Here is a 15,958-nt window from a genome sequence, read left to right as displayed (position 1 = left end):
ATGAAGAACCGATACCTGCTCCCGGCCGCACTCACGGCCGCCGCCGCGCTGCTGCTCACCGGCTGCGTCAACAACGAGGTCGCCACACCCGACGCCACCGGCTCAGCGCCTGCGGTGACCGTCGACAAGGCCGCCGAAGCGCTGCTCCCCGACGACATCCGTCAGGCCGGCAAGCTCATCCTCGGCACCGACGCGACCTACGCGCCCAACGAGTTCAAGGACGCGAACGGCGACCCGATCGGGTGGGAGATCGAGCTCGCCGACGCGATGGCCGGCAAGCTCGGCCTCACCACCGACTACCAGGTGGCGAAGTTCGACAACATCATCCCGAGCATCACCGGTGGCAAGTACGACGTCGGGCTGTCGTCCTTCTTCGACACCAAGGAGCGCCAGCAGCAGGTCGACATGGTCGACTACTTCACCGCAGGGATCCAGTGGGCGACCCTCGCGGGCAAGTCCGTCGACCCCGACAACTCCTGCGGGCTGAAGGTCGCCGTCCAGAACGGCACGACGGAGGCCCTCGACGACGTCCCCGCCAAGTCACAGGCCTGCACGGACGCCGGCAAGCCCGCGATCGAGGCCCTCGGCTACGACACGCAGGACGAGGCGACGGCAGCGGTCACGCTCGGCCGCGCCGACGCGATGACCGCCGACTCCCCGGTCGTGCAGTACGCCGTCCAGCAGAGCGACGGCAAGCTCGAACTCTCCGGCGACGTGTACTCGACGTTCCTCTACGGCATGCCGATCGCGAAGGACCGCGGCGACCTCGGCAAGGCCCTCCAGGCCGCCCTGCAGTCCCTGATGGACGACGGCACCTACGGCTCGATCCTGAGCAAGTGGGGCGTCGAGTCCGGCGCCATCGACAAGATCGACATCAACGGCGCGACGAGCTGACCATGAGCGACTCCAGAACCACCGGAACGGCGTCCACGCCCCCGGTGCCGTTGAAGGTCGTCAAGCTCCGCCATCCCTGGCGGAACGTGTTCGCCGTCATCATCGTGCTCCTGCTCGTCGCCTTCGTGGTCGACGCGGCGACGCGACCGGCGTACGACTGGCCGGCCGTCGGCAAGTACGTCTTCGACCGGCGAATCACCATGGCAGCGCTCATCACGCTGCAGCTGACGGTGTACTCGATGATCGGCGCCATCGTCCTCGGCGTCGTGCTCGCGATCATGCGGCTGTCGCCGAACCCGGTGCTCAAGGCCATCGCATGGGGCTTCGTCTGGCTGTTCCGCGGGACGCCGGTCTACGTGCAGCTGGTCTTCTGGGGCCTGCTCGCGACGATCTATCCGACGCTCAACATCGGACTGCCCTTCCTCCCGCCGATCGCGCAGCTGCCGACGGACGCCGCGCTGAACACGTTCTGGATCGCCGTCATCGGGCTGGCGCTCAACGAGGCCGCCTACATGTCGGAGATCGTGCGCGCCGGTCTGCTGTCGGTGGACCGCGGACAGGAGGAGGCGTCGACGGCGCTCGGGATGAGCTGGGCGCAGACGATGCGACGGGTCATCCTGCCGCAGTCGATGCGGATCATCATCCCGCCGACCGGCAACGAGGTGATCTCGATGCTCAAGACCACGTCGCTCGTGACGGCCGTTCCGTTCACGCAGGAGCTCTACACGAGGTCGAGGGACATCTCGTCCGAGACGTTCAACCCGATCCCGCTGCTCATCGTCGCGTCGCTCTGGTACCTGCTGTTCACCTCGATCCTCATGGTGGGTCAGTACTTCCTGGAGAAGCGGTTCGCGCGGGGGCTCACCCGCATCGACGCCGGGGCACCGGTCACCACCGAGGCCATCCAGGTCCAGGAGGCCGAGGCAGCACGAGCGAAGCAGAGCCCGGTGGACGGCGAGAGCGGAGAACGACGATGACGAACACGGACACGACCGACATGGTTCGCGCCGAGGGCGTGGTGAAGTCCTTCGGCTCGAACACGGTCCTCAAGGACATCTCGCTGACGGTGCGACGCGGCGAGGTGATGTGCCTGGTCGGGCCGTCGGGCTCCGGCAAGTCGACCTTCCTGCGTTGCATCAACCACCTGGAGCGGGTCGACGGCGGACGGTTGCTCGTCGAGGGGGACCTCATCGGATACCGCGAGCGGGGCGACAAGCTCTACGAGTTGAAGCCCAAGGAGGCGGCCAAGCAGCGGCGCGACATCGGCATGGTGTTCCAGCGGTTCAACCTGTTCCCCCACATGACGGCGCTCGAGAACATCATCGAGGCGCCCATGCAGGTGAAGGGCCAACGGCGCGTGGTCGCCGAGCAGCGTGGTCGGGAACTCCTGGACCGGGTCGGTCTGAGCGACAAGGCGGCCGCATACCCCGGTCACCTGTCGGGCGGTCAGCAACAGCGGGTCGCGATCGCGCGGGCCCTCGCGATGGATCCGAAGCTCATGCTGTTCGACGAGCCGACCTCGGCACTCGACCCGGAGCTTGTCGGCGAGGTCCTCGACGTCATGAAGGGACTCGCGAAGGACGGCATGACGATGATCGTCGTGACGCACGAGATGGGCTTCGCCCGGGAGGTGGCCGACTCGCTCGTGTTCATGGACGGCGGCGTCGTCGTGGAAACGGGGGCGCCTCGCGAGGTGCTCGCCGATCCGCAGCACGCCAGGACACGCGCGTTCCTGTCGAAGGTGTTGTGAACACGAACGCCGCCCGCTCTCCCAAACCGGGACGAGCGGGCGGCGTTCCACCCGAGGACGGGCGGGCGAACGGGCTCAGTGGAGCTTCTTCTGGACTTCCTTCTGGGCCTTCGCCGTGGCCTTCTTCGCGTTCTTCACGGCCTTCTTGCGCGCCTTCTCGACGCGAGGGTCGTTCCAGAACTCTTCTGCGGCGTGCTTGATCTCGCGGTACCGGGTGCGTCCGGCCTTCGCGCCGAGCGTGTAGGCACCGAAGGCGATGAGGCCGACGATGATGAGGAGGATCTTCTTACCCATGGTGTTGCTCCCTCTCCCACGGATCGCCGTGGGGCGTTGATGTGTCCCGATGGTTCATCCCGCGACACTGGCATTCTGCGACGCGTGGCTGCGGATCAGCCGATTCGGACGGGGGCTTGCAATTGCACCGGCACGTCCGGATCAGTGACGCTCACTGGAGGACGCGCTTCGGCTTGGCGGCGCGGAGGCCGCCATCGACCTCCACGAGGACGGGGAGCTCGACGCCGAGCAGGCGGTCGAGCGACTCCACCGCCGTACTGACGGTCTCCACCGCCGTGCGGGGCGAGACGCCTCGCCGGCAGGTGACGGCGACCTTGAGCGCCTGCGACCGCTTCACGTCCCAGGCGGAGACGCGGACGGACGAGAACGCTTCGGTGTCGTCGAGGGCATCGCCGAGGGCATTGGCCGCGACGTCCGTCTCGAGCACGATGTCGCCGTGCTCGACGGTCGCGCGATGCACGACGCCGGAACGGCCCCGACCCTGACGCAGGATGAACGAGATGAGCAGGGCGGCGACGAGCACGAGCAGCACGATCCCGACGATCGGCACCAGGAGCGGGGCCGTCTGACCGGCGTCCGCGCCGAACGGGTTCCAGGCGAACCAGCCGTCGATCGTGTCGAGCACGGCGGCGCGGTTGTCGCGCCACCAGTCGGCGACGACGGGCACGGTGACGACGGCGAGCGCCGCAGCCCCGATCACGACGAGGACGAGTCCGATGAAGAGGATGAGCAGACGGTTCAGTCCGCGGTTGGTGGAGTTCACTGTCCGACCTTCCCGTTCGACGAGATGGAGGTGGTCGCCCGGAGCGACGGCTGCAGGCCGAACGCGTCGAGGTCTGCGGCGACGGCGCGGTCCACCTCGGACCGGTCGACGGGCATGCCACTGGCCGGGGTGATCCGGATCGCCGCGGTCCGACGACCCACGGCCACCGAGGTGCCGTCCGGGTGCGTGGCGGCCGTCGTCGAGGCACGTTGTGCGAGCGCCGACGCGATGACCTCGTCGTCGACGACCGCGAGCACGCGCCCGGTCGACAACAGGTGACGGTGCCGGCGTCCCGGTCCGAGCGCGATCCCGATGAGGATCACCCCGAGCAGGAGCACGAGTGCCCCCGCGACACCGAGGATGACGGGCTGCGTCGTCGGCAGGCTGGCCGCGGCGGCCGGGATCTCACCCGGGGCGACGAGGAGCGGGCGGAGGCCGATGAGGGCGAGCACCGTCTCCACGGCGATCCAGAGTGCGACGAGCACGAGCAGGACCGCGAGGAGGATCGCGGCGGTCGAGCGCGGCGAGTGCAGTTCGCGACGAGCCAGGCGCCGGAGCACCCTCGTCGGGCCGGCGACCGGGGTCGTGGCTGCGGTGGCGGTCATGAGACCCGTCCTTCCTGGTCGATCTCGAGTCCGCTCACGCGGATGGAGACGCGCGAGACGCTCGAACCGGACAACTGCTCGACGCGAGCAGCGATGGCACCGGTGGCGGCCGAGACGCGCTCGACGATGGAGCCCCCTGAGCGCTGGAGCGCGTCGGGGGTGGCCGAGACGCGCGCCAGTGGGATCGCACGCATCGGCGAGGTGACGACGAGCGCGAGTGCACCCCGGTCGTCGGCGAGCTCGACCTTCACGCGTCCCGCCGGGACCCCGAGCGATTCGGCCGCGATGTTCACGGCGACGTGCTCGAGGGCCTTCGCGGTGATCCGCGTCCGGCCCGGCCCGCCGTGCGGATGCACGACAGGCGCTTCGGCGACCGGGGACACACCCCGGTCGAGGACGGCGGTGGTCATGACGAGACGCGCTTCCCGCGGACGGCGTCGACGATCGCGTTCAGGTCGGTCTGGCCGGTGACGATGCGGGCCACGAGGGCGCCGACCCCCATCGCGACCGCGACGAACACGAACGCCCAGAACCCGAAGGCCACCCAGCTGAGGGCGAGGACGGCGCCGATCAGGATGCCGGTGTTGGTGGCGGTCACTGGACTCGCGCCTCAGCGTTCTGGTCCTCGTCGTCCGACGGGATGAAGACGTCGCTGACGGTCACGTTGACCTCGGTGACCTCCATGCCGACGAACTGCTCGATCGCGCGGATGACGGAGGCACGGACCTCGCTCGCGACGGCCTGCAGGTCCACCGGGTAGTCCGCGACGATCACGACGTCGACGGCGACCTGGGTCTCGCCGACCTCGACGCGGATGCCCTGCGACAGGTCGGAGGAGCCGATGGCGTCGCGGATAGCACCGAAGGCACGGGCCGCTCCGCCACCGAGGGCGTGCACGCCGCGGACCTCGCGGGCTGCGATGCCGGCGATCTTCGCGACCACGCCGTTGTCGATGACCGTCTTGCCGTGGGTGTTCGTCTGCGTGGCGGCGTTGTTCTCGCCGACGACACCCTTCGTGACGGTGGGCTTCGGGGAGTTGGTGGTGTTCGACATGGTGTTGCCCTTCCTGGTTCGTCTCGAGCGAGCGGTTGATCGCTTCGTTGGTGATAGGACGCAACCATCGCACCGATCGTCACGGTCGATCTCGAACCTCGTGAACAGACCCCGAATCCTGCACCGCGCCGTGACGAATCGGCCTCGACCGCCGACGCCCATCCGATGATCTGTTCGTCGCCGCGCGCCGCTAAGATTGGTGGGTCCGGCATCCCACCACTTCCTTTGGAGTCCTGCCCTCGTGACGACCACCACCCCCACCAGCTCCGCCGTCGCCGACACCGTCGAGAACGCCGTCGCGACACCGGACCGCGAGCAGCCCTACGGCGCCCTCGGCCTGAAGGCCGACGAGTACGCGAAGATCCGCGAGATCCTCGGTCGTCGTCCCACGAGCGGCGAGCTCGCCATGTACTCGGTCATGTGGAGCGAGCACTGCTCCTACAAGTCCAGCAAGATCTACCTGCGCCAGTTCGGCCAGAAGGTCACCGACGACATGAAGAAGAACCTCATGGTCGGCATGGGCGAGAACGCCGGCGTCATCGACGTCGGCGAGGGCTGGGCCGTGACCTTCAAGGTCGAGAGCCACAACCACCCCTCCTACATCGAGCCCTTCCAGGGTGCGGCCACGGGCGTCGGCGGCATCGTCCGCGACATCATCTCGATGGGCGCCCGACCGGTCGCCATCATGGACCAGCTCCGGTTCGGCGACATCGACCACCCCGACACCGCGCGCGTCGTGCACGGCGTCACCGCCGGCATCTCCTCCTACGGCAACTGCCTGGGCCTGCCGAACATCGGCGGCGAGACCTACTTCGACAAGGTGTACCAGGGCAACCCGCTCGTCAACGCCCTGTCGGTCGGTGTCCTGCGTCACGAGGACCTCCGCCTCGCCAACGCCTCGGGCGTCGGCAACAAGATCGTCCTCTTCGGTGCCCGCACCGGTGGCGACGGCATCGGCGGCGCGTCCATCCTCGCGTCCGACTCCTTCGACGCGAACGGCCCGACGAAGCGTCCGGCCGTCCAGGTCGGCGACCCGTTCGCCGAGAAGGTGCTCATCGAGTGCTGCCTCGAGCTCTACCGCGACAGCCTCGTCGAGGGCATCCAGGACCTCGGTGCCGCCGGCATCTCCTGCGCCACGAGCGAGCTCGCGGCCAACGGCGACGGCGGCATGTTCGTCGAGCTGTCGCACGTGCTGCTGCGCGACCCTTCGCTGACGCCCGAGGAGATCCTCATGTCGGAGTCGCAGGAGCGCATGATGGCGGTCGTCGAGCCGGGCAAGCTCGACGCTTTCCTCGCCGTCACTGACAAGTGGGACGTCGAGACCTCCGTGCTCGGTGAGGTGACCGACACCGGCCGCCTCGTCATCAACTGGCACGGCGAGGAGATCGTGAACGTCGACCCCTCGACCGTCGCGGTCGACGGCCCGGTCTACGAGCGCCCCGTCGCCTACCCCACCTGGATCGACGCGCTGCAGGCCGACTCCGCGTCGGCCCTCCCCCGCACCGACGCCCCTGCCGAGCTGGAGCAGCAGTTCCGCTCCCTCCTCGGCTCGGCGAACCTCGCCGACAAGAGCTGGATCACCAACCAGTACGACTACTACGTCATGGGCAACACGGCGCTGTCCTTCCCCGACGACGGCGGCATGATCCGCGTCGACGAGGAGTCCGGCCTCGGCTTCGCCATCGCGACCGACGCGAACGGCCGCTACTGCCAGCTCGACCCGCGCCAGGGTGCACAGCTCGCGCTCGCGGAGGCCTACCGCAACGTCGCCGTCACCGGTGCCGTCCCGGCCGCCGTCACCGACTGCCTGAACTTCGGCTCGCCGGAGAACCCCGAGGTCATGTGGCAGTTCTCCGAAGCCGTCGCCGGCCTGTCGGACGCCTGCCTCGAGCTCGGCGTGCCCGTCACCGGCGGCAACGTGTCGTTCTACAACCAGACGGGCGACGTCCCGATCTTCCCGACGCCGGTCGTCGGCGTCCTCGGCGTGATCGACGACGTCGCGCGCCGCATCCCGAGCGGCTGGCAGGACGAGGGCGACAACCTCTACCTCCTCGGCACCACCGCACTCGAGCTCGACGGTTCCGCGTGGGCCGGCACGATCCACGACCACCTCGGCGGACTGCCGCCCAAGGTCGACCTCGCCGGCGAAAAGACGCTGGCCGAGCTGCTGCACGCCGCAGCGAAGGAGGGCCTCGTGTCCTCCGCCCACGACCTCTCCGACGGTGGCCTGGCCCAGGCGCTGGCCGAGAGCGTCATGCGCTTCGGCGTCGGCGGCCGGGTCTTCCTCGGTGAGCTGCTCACCCGCGACGGCGTCGACCTCACGACGGCGCTCTTCTCCGAGTCCACCGGACGCGTCATCGTCTCGGTGCCGCGTGAGGACGACGTCAAGTTCCAGGGCCTGTGCGAGGGCCGCGGCTACCCAGTGCTCCGCATCGGCGTGACCGACGCCTCGGCCGTCGGCGACGCGACCGAGCCCGCCCTTGAGATCCAGGACGTCCTGACCATCCCGGTGTCCGAACTCCGTCGCGTGTCGAAGAGCGTGCTCCCCGAGCGGTTCGGCCCGGTCATCGGCTGAGCCAGCCGCCTCCACACAGCCCCTGCACCTGACGGCGCGGGGGCTGTGTCGTTTCCGGATGGGGTTCGAGACGCCGGGTGGGCGGATACCCGAAACCCACCCACCCGGCTCAGCACCGGGCGCTCAGGCCAGGAACCCGAATGTCCTGACCGGCGTCTCCGGAGGTGGTGTCGCAAGCGACGACTTCAGCATATCAGCATTTGGAATGCTTCACGGAAGCGTGGCGGCCATCCCCCATAGTCGCTCGACGGCCAGTTCCGCGCCGATGGCGTCCCCCTCCGCTACCGCGTCCCGGAGGATCGGGAAGTCCACCGCGAGCGACGGCCAATCGAGCCAGTCGGTGTCGGCGGTGACCTCGAGTTGCGGCGCCAGCAGCGCGAGCGCATCGCGAGCGGTCGTGACCAGGATGCGGTTCGGGCAGAGGGCGACGAGATGATCCATGAGCGGCCACGAGGCGTCGGCGTACGCGACCGGGTCCTGCACGCCGATCAACCGCGTCACCTCGTCCAGTTCGGCGACGAGCGCCGCGCGGTCGGCGTCCTCGAGGACCGGGACGGTCACCCTCGTCACCCCGCCCAGCAGGGCTCCGAGCGTCTGGAACAGGTGGATCCGACGATGCCGCGGCGTCCTGGCCGTCGAATCAGCCGACATACGTCCACCCTCCTGCGTCATCGGGCCCCGCCCGTGCGCGTCAGGATAGCAAGCTGTGACGTCCCCGACCACACCTGTGCTTCCGGCATGTTCTACAACACATGAAGCACAAACCTATCCAACACACCTTGGATATCGGTATTCTGAACTGGTCATATCCCAGCTCGACGATCGGAGTCCCATGCCTGTTCCCAAAACCGTCGAGACGAGCCCTCGGAAGCTCCTGCGCGACATCGTCTTCGAGCAGCTCCTGACCGCCATCGAGGACGGCACCCTCGAGCCGGGCGAGCGCCTCAACGATGAGGAGCTCGAGAAGTGGCTCGGCGTGTCCCGGACCCCGATCCGCGAGGCGATCAGCAAGCTGGCCGACATCGGCCTCGTCGAGACCGCACCGCAGCGGTACACCCGCGTCGCGAAGCCGACGCCCCAGCAGTACGCGGAGGCACTGCGCCTCCTGAACGGCTTCCACGAGCTCAGCGCGCGGTGGAGCATCCCGCAGTTCACCGACGAGGACGTCGCGGCGTTCCGCGAGCTCGGCGACGCCGTGCTCGCGGACATCGAGGCGCGCGACAAGCACGTCCTCCGCTCGTCCTCCGCCTTCGCCGACTTCATGGTCGAGCGTTCGGGCAACTCGCTGCTGCAGCAGGTCGCCCGTCAGATGAACACCCGGGTGACCTACACCTCGCTGCCGACGATCGACTTCTTCCAGTGGGACATCTTCGCCGCCTACGTCACCGGGTTGGTCGCGGCCGCCGAGGCACGCAGTGCCGAGGACGCCGAGCGCGTGATGCGGAAGCAGGCCGCCGCCACCGACGCCTTCCTCGAGCAGGTCATCGCCGCCGGCGGAGGACTGCCCGCCGCGAGCTAGCCGGCGAACACGGCCATCGAGCCGCAGATCGTCACAGAGCCGCCGCCCGATCGGGAGGCGGCTCTGCACGTTGTACGGTGGACCGTCGGTCGCGTGACCGTGCATCAGCTGGCGACGGACCCGATCGGAGGACTGCAGTGGGGATCCTCCTCTGGCTCTTCGATGCGACCTTCCGAGTCGGCGACCAGGTGGTCCTCTGGCGGGAGGTCGTTGGCAACCTCTTCGGCCTGGCGAGCGCCCTGGGCGGTATGCGTCGCCGAGCCTGGGCCTGGCCCGTCGGCATCATCGGGAACGCGCTCCTGCTGACCGTGTTCCTCGGCGCCGTCTTCCACACGCCCAACCCGACCAACCTCCTCGGGCAGGCGGGCCGCCAGCTCATGTTCATCGTCGTGTCGGTCTACGGCTGGGTGCAGTGGCGACGGGCCGAGCGGGTCGAGGTGACGACCGGCCCGGTCGCCGTGATCCGGCCCCGCTGGGCCGGATGGCGGGTGCGGCTCATTCTCGTCGGACTCCTCGTCGGTGGCACGCTGCTCCTGATCCCGGTGTTCCGGGCGCTCGGCTCCTACGAACCGGTCTGGGCCGACGCCTGGATCTTCATGGGTTCCCTGCTCGCGACCTGGGGGATGGCGAAGCGCTGGGTGGAGTTCTGGCTCATCTGGGTCGCGGTCGACCTCGTCGGCGTGCCACTGCTGTTCGGCGCGGGGTACTGGGTGTCGGCGTCGATGTACCTGTTCTACGGGGCGTTCACCCTCGCGGGCTTCTTCGTCTGGGCACGGGGCGAGCGCCTGGTCGCCGCAGGCTGACGACGCGGGTCCGCTCTACGCTCACGCCGCCACCACCGCCGGCTCCACGAACCGGAGCACGACCCGCAGACCACCGTCGGCGCGCGGTTCGAGCTCGAGCGCCGCACCGTGGGCCTCGGCGATCGCCTCGACGATCGCGAGCCCGAGTCCTCGCGAGGCTCCGCCGTCGTCGATCCGCCCGGATCCGCGGAAGAATGGCTCGGTGAACCGGGCGACGTCGGCCTCGGCGAGACAGGCGCCGGTGTTCTCGACGACCAACACCGGCGAGGCGTCCTCGGCACGACCGACGGTGACCGACACGCGACCACCGTCGACGTTGTGCCGCACCGCGTTGCGCAGCAGATTGCCCACGGCGTGCTCGAGCATCCGACCGTCGGCCGAGACGGTCGTCCCGCCCGCGCCACGCGTCTCGATGGTGATCCGCCGGGCCGCCGCGCTCTGACGCACCTCGTCGACCGAGTCGGCCACGATCTCCTCGAGATCGGTCGCCCGGCGGTCCGGCTCCGTCTGCCCGGCGTCCGCGAGGTCCAGGATCGCGTCGACGGTGCGGACGCTGCGGTCGTTCGTCTGTCGGAGCTTCGCGAGCAGTTCCCTGGTGCCGGGCGCACCGGCGGCCGCACCGTGCGCCGCGACGTCGAGCATCGCCTGCATGGTGGCGAGCGGAGTCCGGAGTTCGTGGGAGGCGTTGGCCGCGAACCGCTGGTAGGCGTGGAAGGAGCGGTCCAGTCGGCCGAGCATGTCGTCGAACGTCCGGGCGAGCTCGGTGATCTCGTCCGGCGGACCGTCCAGCCCGACTCGGTGGTCGAACGACCCGGAGGCCGCCCGCTGTGCCGCCTCGGTGATCTCCTGCAGCGGCCGGAGGATCCGCCCCGCGATGATCCAGCTGATCCAGGAGGTGATCCCGGCGAGGAGGATCAGGACCACGACGGACGCCACGAGGAGGGTGCTCAGGATGTCGGCCTGGTCGCGGATCAGGAGCGCGGCCGGCGAACCGTCGAGCGTGACGCCGATCGTGTCCGGCAGCGAGCCGACACCGGTCGGTGCGGGTGCCGCCGGCACCTGCTCGGGATCCGCCGTCGTGGCAAGCGCGTAGGTCGGCACGAAGCGCATGAAGGCGTAGATGACGACGACCATCACCGCGCCGGCCGCCGTCACGAGCGCCGATGAGGTGAGGGTGAGTCGCGCTCGAGCAGGCAGCCGACGTCGCCGGCGCGCGGATCCGTCCTCGGTCATGGGAGCGCCTCGATCCGGTACCCACTGCCCGGAACCGTCTGGATCACCCACGGCGCACCGAGGCGGCGGCGGAGGTTCGAGACGGTGACCCGGATCGTGTTCGTGAAGGGGTCGACGTTCTCGTCCCAGGCCTTCTCGAGGAGCGCCTCCGCGCTGATCACCCCACCATCCGCGATCATGAGTTGTTCGAGGACGGCGAACTCCTTCCGCGAGAGGCGGACCAGCCGTCCGTCCCGGTAGACCTCGCGCCGGAACGGGTCGAGCCGGAGACCGGCGAGCTCCAGGATCGGCGGCCTCGCCTCGATGTTCCGTCGCGCGAGTGCCCGCAGACGCGCGACCAGCTCGGGGAACTCGAACGGTTTCGTCAGGTAGTCGTCGGCGCCGAGCCCGAACCCGCTGACGGTGTCGTCCAGTCGGCGGGCCGCGGTGAGCATCAGGATGCGCACCCCCGGGTGTTCGCGGACGAGCACACGGCAGACCTCGTCGCCGTGCACCGTCGGGAGGTCGCGATCGAGGACGACGGCGTCATACTCGTTGATCGACACCGCCTCGAGCACCCTGCCGCCGTCGCCGACGACGTCGGAGGCGATGGCCTCGAGGGCGAGGCCGTCGCGGATCGCCTCGGCCAGGAATCGTTCGTCTTCGGCGATGAGCACGCGCATGGAATCTCCATCACTCGGGAATGTGGAATATCAGAATACACATGACGCATAAAGAACATGTCAGTTTCAGCGCTTACGCCCTCGCAACATCGGTCTCGATGAACTGGTCCGACGCCGATGACGCATCCAGCTCCGGCTCGCTCCACGAAAGGACCACCATGACGACCACGTCACGCCGCCCCTTGATCGCCCTCACCGCCCTCCTCGCCGTCCCGGGACTCCTCCTCGGGCTCAGCGCGTGCAGCGGCGAGGCCTCCACCGAATCAGCCTCCGCCGCTCCGGTGAGCTTCGAGGAGTGGCAGCTCAAGTTCAACGACTGCCTCCGCGAGAAGGGCGTCGACATGCCCGACCCGGAGGCGGACGGCTCCATGAAGATCAACGTCAACGAGGTCGACATGGAGGCCTATGAAGCCGCCGTGCCCCTGTGTCAGGAGGAGGTCGGGCCGCCACCCGCACCGACCGGCGGCGGCATGTCGGAGGAGCAGTCGCTCCAGCAGACGATCGAAGCCGCCGAGTGCCTCCGTGAACACGGTTTCGACGTTCCCGACCCGACCCGCGACTCCGGGCTGCGGGTACCCGACGGTGTACCCGACGACGTGACGGACGAATGCCTGGCGACGTTCCAGGGTACGGGCGCAGGCGACGGCGTGCCGAGCATCTCCCGCGAGGACTGATGCAGCCGTCGCCCGTCACACCGACTGTGCGTGGCTCGACAGCCACGCCCGGTCCCCGATCCCGAGGAGTCCTCGCATGAGCAGCACCCCCGTCCCCGCATCCACCGGCCATCCGACCATCGAGGACGAACTCGTTCCACCCGACAGACCCGGACGACGACGCGGCGCGATCGTCGTCCTCAGCGGCGCCGCCGTTGTCGCCGTCGTCGGGGCCGCCGCGTTCCTCGTCCTGACGAACGGCGGGTCCAGCGCCTCCACCACCGAGACGACGACCCCCGCGGCCGCAACCGTCCCGATCGTGCAGGGTGAGTTGTCCGGTGTCTCCGAGATGACCGGTGCGCTCGACTACACCGACAAACGCAAGCTCGGAAGCACACTCGGCGGGACGATCACCCAGGTTCCCGCCCCGGGAACGGTCATCGGCCTCGGTCAGTCGCTCTTCGCCGTCGACAATGTGCCCGTTCCGCTCCTGCACGGGCCGCTTCCCGCCTGGCGTGGTTTCGCCAGCGGCATGAGCGACGGCCCCGACGTCCTCGCCCTGGAGATGAGCCTGGCCGCCCTCGGACACTTCGACCGGGTACCCGACACCGAGTTCGCCTGGAGTACGCGCGTCGCCATCCAGCGCTGGCAGGATGCCCTCGGGCTGCCGGAGACCGGTGAACTCCCGCTGGGGTCCGTCGTCATCCAACCCGGCGACGTCAGGATCGGCGCCGTCGACGCCCCCGTCGGCACGCCGGCGAGCACCGACATCGTCACGGCGACGGCGACGACGAAACGGGTCGAGGTCGCGCTCAAGCCGAGCGACCAACAGCTCGCCGTCATCGGCGGCAAGGTCGACGTCCGGCTCCCCGGCGGATCGACGACCACCGGCACCGTCACGGACGTCGGCGTTCCGACCGAGCGCCAGGACTCCAACGGGAAACCCGAGGTCATCATCCCGGTCGGTATCGCGTTGGACGATCCTGCCGCCACCGGCGACCTCCAACGCGCGACCGTCACGGTCGGATTCCCCTCCGAACGACGGGAGGACGTCCTGTCGGTCCCGGTGGACGCGCTCATCGCCTTCGACGACCAGACCTTCGGCGTCGAGGTCGTCGACGCCGGCGGCACCCACCGCAAGGTCCCCGTGACCACCGGGCTCTTCGCCGGCGGCCTGGTCGAGATATCCGGCGAGGGCCTGAAAGCCGGCCTCGAGGTCGTGGTCCCTCGATGAGCGACGAGATCATCGGCCTCGAACAGGTGACCCGAAGCTACGGGTCACCTCCGACGCTCGCGCTCGCCGGCATCGATCTCACGGTGTCCCGCGGTGAATTCATCGCCATCGTCGGTCCGAGCGGCAGCGGCAAGTCGACGATGCTGAACCTCATCGGCACCCTCGACCGCCCGAGTTCGGGGACCGCACGGATCGACGGGTTGGACGTGCAGCAGATGTCCGACACCGAGCTGTCCGCGCTCCGGGCATATCGCATCGGTTTCGTGTTCCAGCAGTTCCACCTGGCCGAGGGGTTCTCCGCGGTGGACAACGTCGCGGACGGTCTCGTATACGCCGGCGTCGGACGATCGGAACGACGCCGCCGTGCTCGAGCCGCGCTCCTCCGCGTCGGTCTCGGACATCGACTCGACCACAAGCCGAACCAGATGTCCGGTGGCGAGCGGCAACGCGTCGCGATCGCCCGTGCGGTGGTCGGGGACCCCCCGCTCCTCCTCGCTGACGAACCGACCGGCAACCTGGACACCAGCTCCGGCGACAGCGTTGTCGAGCTGTTGCACGAGTTGAATCTCGCCGGGACGACCATCGTCGTCATCACCCACGACGTCGAACTCGCCGAACGCCTGCCGCGTCGCGTGGCGATCCGCGACGGCCACCTCGTCTCGGACTCCGGGATCGCCGCATGAGCCGCGACCCGTCGACCGATGCGGGCCGCGTGGATCCGCGTCGGCGGTCCCGTCTCCTCGGGAGCGACGTCTTCCGCCTCGGGACGACCGGGCTGCGGGCTCGCCCGGCTCGCGCGGTCCTGTCGGCACTCGGCATCGCCATCGGTATCGCCGCCATGATCGCCGTGGTCGGCATCTCGACGTCGAGTCAGGCGAAGCTGGCCGCGGAACTGGACACCCTCGGAACGAACCTCCTGCGGGTCGAGGCCGGCAAGACGATGACCGGAGAGCAGACCGAGTTGCCGGCGACGAGCGTCGATCGTGTCCGTCGCATCACCGGTGTCGAGCAGGTCGCCGGGGCGGCGACACTTCCCGACCGATCCGTGTACCGCTCACGGCTCATCGATCCGAACCGCAGCGGCGGACTCGACGTCCGGGCGGCGACACCGGATCTGCTCGAGGTGCTGGACGCATCGCTCGTCGATGGCGACTGGCTGAACGCCGCGACCGGATCCTTCCCGACCGTCGTCCTCGGATCGACGGCCGCCGAGCGGCTCGGCGTGAGCGAAGCCGGAACGCTCGTCTGGCTCGGCGACCGGCTCTTCACCGTCGTCGGGGTGCTCGCGCCCGTCGGCCTCGCACCCGAGATCGACACGGCGGCCCTGATCGGTGAACCGATCGCCGCCGAACTGTTCGGATACGAAGGACGGCCCACAACCGTCTACGAGCGCTCTGCGGACGAGGACGTCGACGCCGTCCGAGGTGTGCTCCCCGGAACCGTCTCGCCGAAGGCTCCGAACGAGGTGGAGGTGTCGCGCCCCTCGGACGCCCTCGCCGCCAAGAATGCGGCAGATCAGGCGTTCACCGGCCTGCTTCTCGGCCTCGGCTCGGTCGCGCTGCTCGTCGGCGGCATCGGTGTGGCGAACACCATGGTGATCTCGGTCCTCGAGCGGAAGCGGGAGATCGGACTCCGGCGCGCGCTGGGAGCGACGCGCGGACACATCCGCGCGCAGTTCCTGACTGAAGCGCTCCTCCTGTCGGCGCTCGGCGGTGCGGCCGGTGCCGCGCTGGGTGCCGTGGTGACCGCCGCCTTCGCGACGATGAACGGGTGGCCGGTCTCGTTGCCGCTGGGCGTCATCGGCGGAGGGATCGGGGCGACACTGGTCATCGGCGCGATCGCCGGCCTGTACCCGGCGATCCGGGCGTCTCTGACGCCGCCGACCAGCGCCCTGAGCGGGTGAAACGGCGAGGCCCGGTG

At 69.2% G+C, this 15,958-nt stretch carries 19 protein-coding genes; 10 read left to right on the top strand and 9 right to left on the bottom strand.

The features are described 5' to 3' along the window. Genes FGL15_RS12960 through FGL15_RS12950 form a run of 3 tightly spaced genes read left to right on the top strand, consistent with a single transcriptional unit; the run spans position 1 to position 2,644 of the window. Complete coding sequence (locus FGL15_RS12960) at positions 1–894, top strand: ABC transporter substrate-binding protein (protein WP_205858620.1); 894 nt, start codon at positions 1–3, stop codon at positions 892–894. Between the two features lie 2 nt (positions 895–896). After that, on the top strand, positions 897–1,871 hold the full coding sequence (locus FGL15_RS12955; RefSeq protein WP_138946352.1) for an amino acid ABC transporter permease: 975 nt from the start codon (positions 897–899) through the stop codon (positions 1,869–1,871). Beyond that, a complete protein-coding gene (locus FGL15_RS12950; protein WP_138946351.1) occupies positions 1,868–2,644 on the top strand; it encodes an amino acid ABC transporter ATP-binding protein in 777 nt (258 codons plus the stop codon). Before FGL15_RS12955 ends, FGL15_RS12950 begins: the two co-directional genes overlap by 4 nt. Before the next feature lie 75 nt (positions 2,645–2,719). On the opposite strand, the gene FGL15_RS12945 is transcribed toward FGL15_RS12950, so the two are convergent. The 6 genes from FGL15_RS12945 to FGL15_RS12920 form a co-directional block, all read right to left on the bottom strand. Continuing rightward, positions 2,720–2,938: a hypothetical protein gene (locus FGL15_RS12945; RefSeq protein WP_064294172.1), complete on the bottom strand. Its 219-nt coding sequence runs from the start codon at positions 2,936–2,938 to the stop codon at positions 2,720–2,722. A 151-nt stretch (positions 2,939–3,089) separates the two neighbouring features. Continuing rightward, complete coding sequence (locus FGL15_RS12940; RefSeq protein WP_138946350.1) at positions 3,090–3,701, bottom strand: hypothetical protein; 612 nt, start codon at positions 3,699–3,701, stop codon at positions 3,090–3,092. Further along, positions 3,698–4,306, bottom strand: coding sequence for a DUF6286 domain-containing protein (locus FGL15_RS12935; protein WP_138946349.1), 609 nt, complete (start codon positions 4,304–4,306; stop codon positions 3,698–3,700). Before FGL15_RS12935 ends, FGL15_RS12940 begins: the two co-directional genes overlap by 4 nt. Continuing rightward, positions 4,303–4,716 carry a hypothetical protein gene (locus tag FGL15_RS12930; RefSeq protein ID WP_138946348.1) on the bottom strand — a complete coding sequence of 138 codons (414 nt, stop codon included), beginning with the start codon at positions 4,714–4,716 and terminating at the stop codon, positions 4,303–4,305. The genes FGL15_RS12935 and FGL15_RS12930 overlap by 4 nt, the downstream gene beginning before the upstream one ends. After that, positions 4,713–4,904 carry a DUF2273 domain-containing protein gene (locus tag FGL15_RS12925; RefSeq protein WP_138946347.1) on the bottom strand — a complete coding sequence of 64 codons (192 nt, stop codon included), beginning with the start codon at positions 4,902–4,904 and terminating at the stop codon, positions 4,713–4,715. The genes FGL15_RS12930 and FGL15_RS12925 overlap by 4 nt, the downstream gene beginning before the upstream one ends. Beyond that, on the bottom strand, positions 4,901–5,359 hold the full coding sequence (locus FGL15_RS12920) for an Asp23/Gls24 family envelope stress response protein (protein WP_064294168.1): 459 nt from the start codon (positions 5,357–5,359) through the stop codon (positions 4,901–4,903). The genes FGL15_RS12925 and FGL15_RS12920 overlap by 4 nt, the downstream gene beginning before the upstream one ends. Positions 5,360–5,600: 241 nt before the next feature. Between FGL15_RS12920 and purL the strand changes: the two genes are divergently transcribed. Further along, positions 5,601–7,934 (top strand): phosphoribosylformylglycinamidine synthase subunit PurL, encoded by a 2,334-nt coding sequence (gene purL / locus FGL15_RS12915; RefSeq protein ID WP_138946346.1) that lies wholly within the window; start codon positions 5,601–5,603, stop codon positions 7,932–7,934. A gap of 210 nt (positions 7,935–8,144) precedes the next feature. Here purL and FGL15_RS12910 read toward each other — a convergent pair whose 3' ends face one another. Then, positions 8,145–8,585: an FCD domain-containing protein gene (locus FGL15_RS12910; RefSeq protein ID WP_168223397.1), complete on the bottom strand. Its 441-nt coding sequence runs from the start codon at positions 8,583–8,585 to the stop codon at positions 8,145–8,147. A gap of 181 nt (positions 8,586–8,766) precedes the next feature. On the opposite strand from FGL15_RS12910, the gene FGL15_RS12905 reads away from it, so the two are divergent. Next, positions 8,767–9,453: a GntR family transcriptional regulator gene (locus tag FGL15_RS12905; RefSeq protein WP_138946344.1), complete on the top strand. Its 687-nt coding sequence runs from the start codon at positions 8,767–8,769 to the stop codon at positions 9,451–9,453. A gap of 137 nt (positions 9,454–9,590) precedes the next feature. After that, positions 9,591–10,256, top strand: a complete 666-nt coding sequence (pnuC, locus tag FGL15_RS12900; protein ID WP_138946343.1) for a nicotinamide riboside transporter PnuC — start codon at positions 9,591–9,593, stop codon at positions 10,254–10,256. Between the two features lie 21 nt (positions 10,257–10,277). Here pnuC and FGL15_RS12895 read toward each other — a convergent pair whose 3' ends face one another. Both FGL15_RS12895 and FGL15_RS12890 read right to left on the bottom strand, forming a co-directional pair. Continuing rightward, the gene (locus FGL15_RS12895) at positions 10,278–11,489 is read right to left on the bottom strand and encodes a HAMP domain-containing sensor histidine kinase (RefSeq protein WP_138946342.1); all 1,212 of its coding nucleotides are present in this window, start codon (positions 11,487–11,489) and stop codon (positions 10,278–10,280) included. Next, positions 11,486–12,151, bottom strand: coding sequence for a response regulator transcription factor (locus tag FGL15_RS12890; protein WP_138946341.1), 666 nt, complete (start codon positions 12,149–12,151; stop codon positions 11,486–11,488). The genes FGL15_RS12895 and FGL15_RS12890 overlap by 4 nt, the downstream gene beginning before the upstream one ends. Positions 12,152–12,309: 158 nt before the next feature. Here FGL15_RS12890 and FGL15_RS12885 point away from each other — a divergent pair, with 158 nt between their 5' ends. From FGL15_RS12885 to FGL15_RS12870, 4 genes are all read left to right on the top strand, one after another. Next, on the top strand, positions 12,310–12,825 hold the full coding sequence (locus FGL15_RS12885; protein ID WP_138946340.1) for a hypothetical protein: 516 nt from the start codon (positions 12,310–12,312) through the stop codon (positions 12,823–12,825). Positions 12,826–12,901: 76 nt separating this feature from the next. Beyond that, on the top strand, positions 12,902–14,038 hold the full coding sequence (locus tag FGL15_RS12880; protein WP_138946339.1) for a peptidoglycan-binding protein: 1,137 nt from the start codon (positions 12,902–12,904) through the stop codon (positions 14,036–14,038). Then, positions 14,035–14,721, top strand: coding sequence for an ABC transporter ATP-binding protein (locus tag FGL15_RS12875; protein ID WP_138946338.1), 687 nt, complete (start codon positions 14,035–14,037; stop codon positions 14,719–14,721). The genes FGL15_RS12880 and FGL15_RS12875 overlap by 4 nt, the downstream gene beginning before the upstream one ends. Then, positions 14,718–15,941, top strand: a complete 1,224-nt coding sequence (locus FGL15_RS12870; RefSeq protein WP_138946337.1) for an ABC transporter permease — start codon at positions 14,718–14,720, stop codon at positions 15,939–15,941. The genes FGL15_RS12875 and FGL15_RS12870 overlap by 4 nt, the downstream gene beginning before the upstream one ends. The last annotated feature ends 17 nt before the right edge of the window (positions 15,942–15,958 follow it).

The sequence above is a fragment of the Plantibacter sp. M259 genome (assembly GCF_006065115.1).
Taxonomy (GTDB): Bacteria; Actinomycetota; Actinomycetes; order Actinomycetales; family Microbacteriaceae; genus Plantibacter; species Plantibacter auratus.
Note: the sequence above shows the minus strand (reverse complement) of the source record. Positions and strands in the feature narration are given on the sequence as shown.